The sequence below is a fragment of the Streptomyces alkaliterrae genome (genome assembly GCF_007097205.2).
GTDB classification, from domain to species: Bacteria; Actinomycetota; Actinomycetes; order Streptomycetales; family Streptomycetaceae; genus Streptomyces; species Streptomyces alkaliterrae.
Window position 1 is genome coordinate 1 of record NZ_VJYK02000470.1, and the last position, 2,811, is coordinate 2,811.

The 2,811-nt window shown below is 76.0% G+C and carries 3 protein-coding genes; 2 read left to right on the top strand and 1 reads right to left on the bottom strand.

Annotated features, from left to right (window positions below; genetic code table 11):
* A partial coding sequence (locus FNX44_RS25710) for a histidine kinase (protein WP_323369671.1) occupies positions 1-905 on the bottom strand: 905 nt, incomplete at its 3' end.
* 301 nt (positions 906-1,206) lie between these two features.
* Here FNX44_RS25710 and FNX44_RS25715 point away from each other — a divergent pair.
* Both FNX44_RS25715 and FNX44_RS25720 read left to right on the top strand, forming a co-directional pair.
* Positions 1,207-2,064, top strand: coding sequence for an ABC transporter ATP-binding protein (locus FNX44_RS25715; protein WP_143651376.1), 858 nt, complete (start codon positions 1,207-1,209; stop codon positions 2,062-2,064).
* Positions 2,049-2,811 (top strand): hypothetical protein (locus tag FNX44_RS25720; protein WP_228450229.1); only part of this gene is annotated, 763 nt, incomplete at its 3' end. The genes FNX44_RS25715 and FNX44_RS25720, both read left to right, overlap by 16 nt.

The following is a 2,811-nucleotide window of genomic DNA, read 5'->3' on the forward strand; positions in this document are numbered from 1 at the left end:
GTGGGTTGCGGCGGGGCGATGGCAGGGGCGGCGTCGGGGTCGGCGCCGGCCGCGCGGCGTTCCTCGGCGCGCAGCACGTGCAGCACCTCGCGCAGCTCCTCCAGCGCCTGGTGCGCGTTGTCGCGGATGACCTGGGCGCTCTCGGCGACCTCCGTGTCGCTGAGGGCGGCGCCGGCACCGGCGGCGGACTGCCGCGTGCGGTACGCCAGTGCGCCGGCGTGCACGGACAGCAGGGAGATGCGGTGCGCCAGCACGTCGTGCATCTCGCGGGCGATGGCCGCCCGCTCCGCGCGGCGGGTGTCGGCGAGCCGGCGGGCGTGTTCGACGCGTTCGCGTTCGGCGTCCTCGCGCAGCTTGGCGATGAGCTGCCGCCGGGCCCGGATCGCCGCGCCCCAGGCGAAGAACACCAGGTTGTAGGCGAGCACGAAGAACACCGACGCCCAGCCGTCGCCGTGCGGGAAGAGGTAGATCGCCACGTAGGGCGCGGACGCGACCAGGTACAGCACCAGGACCGGCACCGCGTAGCGCCACTGCACCCGCATGGCGAGGTTGAGCAGGATGACCATGCCGGCGCCGAAGACGGTGTTGCTCAGCGCGACGGCCGGGACGGCGGCGAGGGAGACGGCCAGCGGGAAGCGCCGCCGCCACCACAGCGCCACGCACAGCGCCCCGCCGAGGATGGGGTCGACGACGCGCAGCCAGTCGGGCAGGTAGTCGTAGTCCTGGTTGGCGACGAAGAGGATCACCCACCACAGCACGGCCCAGCCGAAGAGCAGTACGTCCACCGTCCAGTCGCGGGCGGTGCGGCGGCCGGCCCGGTCGGGCCCGGCCAGTTCGGCCGGGAGGAGGGCGTGCGGGACCCGGTCGCGGGAGGCGGACGGGGAGGGCGTGCTGTGCGGGCTCACTCTCCGAGCGTAGACACCGCAGGCGGGGCGCGCTCCGGCCGATCGGCGAGAGCACCTGGTCGGGCGACGGACGGGCGCCTGCGGCCAGGTGCTCTCGCCGATCAGCCGGCCGGGCGCGGACGGCCCGACAGACGGGCGGCCGGACGGACAGACGGGCGGCCGGTCGGACAGAGGGGCGGCCGGTCGGACAGAGGGGCGGCCGGTCGGCAGCGGTGGTCGACCGGCAGCGGTGGTCGACCGGCCGGGGGGTGTGGCCGGTCGGCGGATGGTGGTCGCGGGCGGGCGGCGAAAGGCTGCCGCCATGAGTGGTGTGAGAGGTGCGACCGGTACGAGCGGTGAGGGGCCTGGGGGCGAGGCGGCGCGTGATCCCGCGCGGGCGCCGGCGGGCGCGCCGGCGGCGGTGGCCGCGTTGGAGCTGGCCGGGCTGACGAAGTCGTTCCAGGGGCGGCGGGCCGCCGACGCGGTGTCGCTGACGGTGCCGCCGGGCAGCCTGACGGGGCTGGTCGGCCCGAACGGCGCCGGCAAGACGACGTCGCTGATGATGGCGGTCGGACTGCTGCGGCCGGACGCCGGTACCGCGCGGGTCTTCGGCGTGGACGTGTGGTCGCGACCGGAGGAGGCCAAACGGCTGCTGGGCGTCCTACCGGACGGGCTGGCGCTCCCGGAGCGGCTGACCGGTGGTGAACTCCTCACCTACTGGGGGCTGTTGCGCGGCCTGGACGCGCACACCACGCGGGCCAGGGCGGCGGAGCTGCTGCGCGTGCTGGAGCTGACCGACGCGGAGGAGCGCGGCACCCTGGTGATCGAGTACTCCACCGGCATGCGGAAGAAGATCGGCCTGGCCACCGCGTTGCTGCACGCGCCCCGGATGCTGGTGCTGGACGAGCCGTACGAGGCGGTGGACCCGGTCTCCGCGCGGGTGCTGACGGCGATCCTGCGCCGCTTCACGGCCGCCGGCGGCGCGGTGGTGATCTCCAGCCATGTGATGCCGCTGGTGGAGCAGCTGTGCGACCGGGTCGCGATCATCGCCGACGGGCGGGTGCGGGCGGACGGTGAACTGGCCGGGGTGCGCGGCGCGGGAACGCTGGAGGACGCGTTTGTACGTCTGGTCGGCCACCGGGAGATGGACGAGGGGGAACTGACGTGGCTGGGCGGCTGACGGGCGGCACGGGGGCGCCGGGCGGAACAGCGGTTCCGGGGGGCGCGGAGCCGCCGGGCAGCGAGCTGGTCGCGACGCTCGTCCGGCTGCGGTTCACCATCCTCTCGCACGGCTCGCCGGGGCTGCGGCTCGCACGGCGGCTGTGCTGGCCGCTGGCGGTGGCGGTGACCTGGTCTGCGGTGCTGCTCGCCGAGCCGGGGAAGGCCCGGCACGACGTGCTCCTGCTCGTCGGGCTGGCGTGGCTGCTCGGCTGGACGCTCGGGCCGGTCCTCGCCTCGGGGCCCGGAGTGCTGCGGCCCGACTTCTTCGCGCTGCTGCCGGTCGGGCGACGTCGGCTGGGTGCGGCGCTGCTCGCGGCCGCCTGCGTCGGCCCGGGCGCGGCGGCGACCGTGGCGGCGACGGCGGCGCTCGGCGTGCGCGCGGTGGAACTGTCGGCGGGCACGGTGGCGGTCGCGGTGTTGGCGCTGCCGCCGTTGGTGTTGCTGCTGGTCGCGGTCTCCCGCACGGTGTACGCGCTCACGGGGGCGGCGATGCGCTCGCGACTGGGGGTCGCCGTGACGGCCGTGCAGTACGGCGCGCTGATGGCGTCGCTGTTCGTCGGCTGGCTGGCGATCTCGGCGACCGGGGAAGGGGCGGCGACGCTGCTCCGGGAGGGGTTGCCCGGCGAGGCGGCCGGTCGGCTGCTGGGGTTCCTGCCGACGTCGTGGCCGCTGCTGGCGGTCGAGGCGGCGGCGGAGGGCAGGTGGG

Bases quoted from the DNA above. Each gene is read 5' to 3' on its own strand.
- FNX44_RS25715 (WP_143651376.1), top strand. From the start codon at position 1,207: ATGAGTGGTGTGAGAGGTGCGACCGGTACGAGCGGTGAGGGGCCTGGG.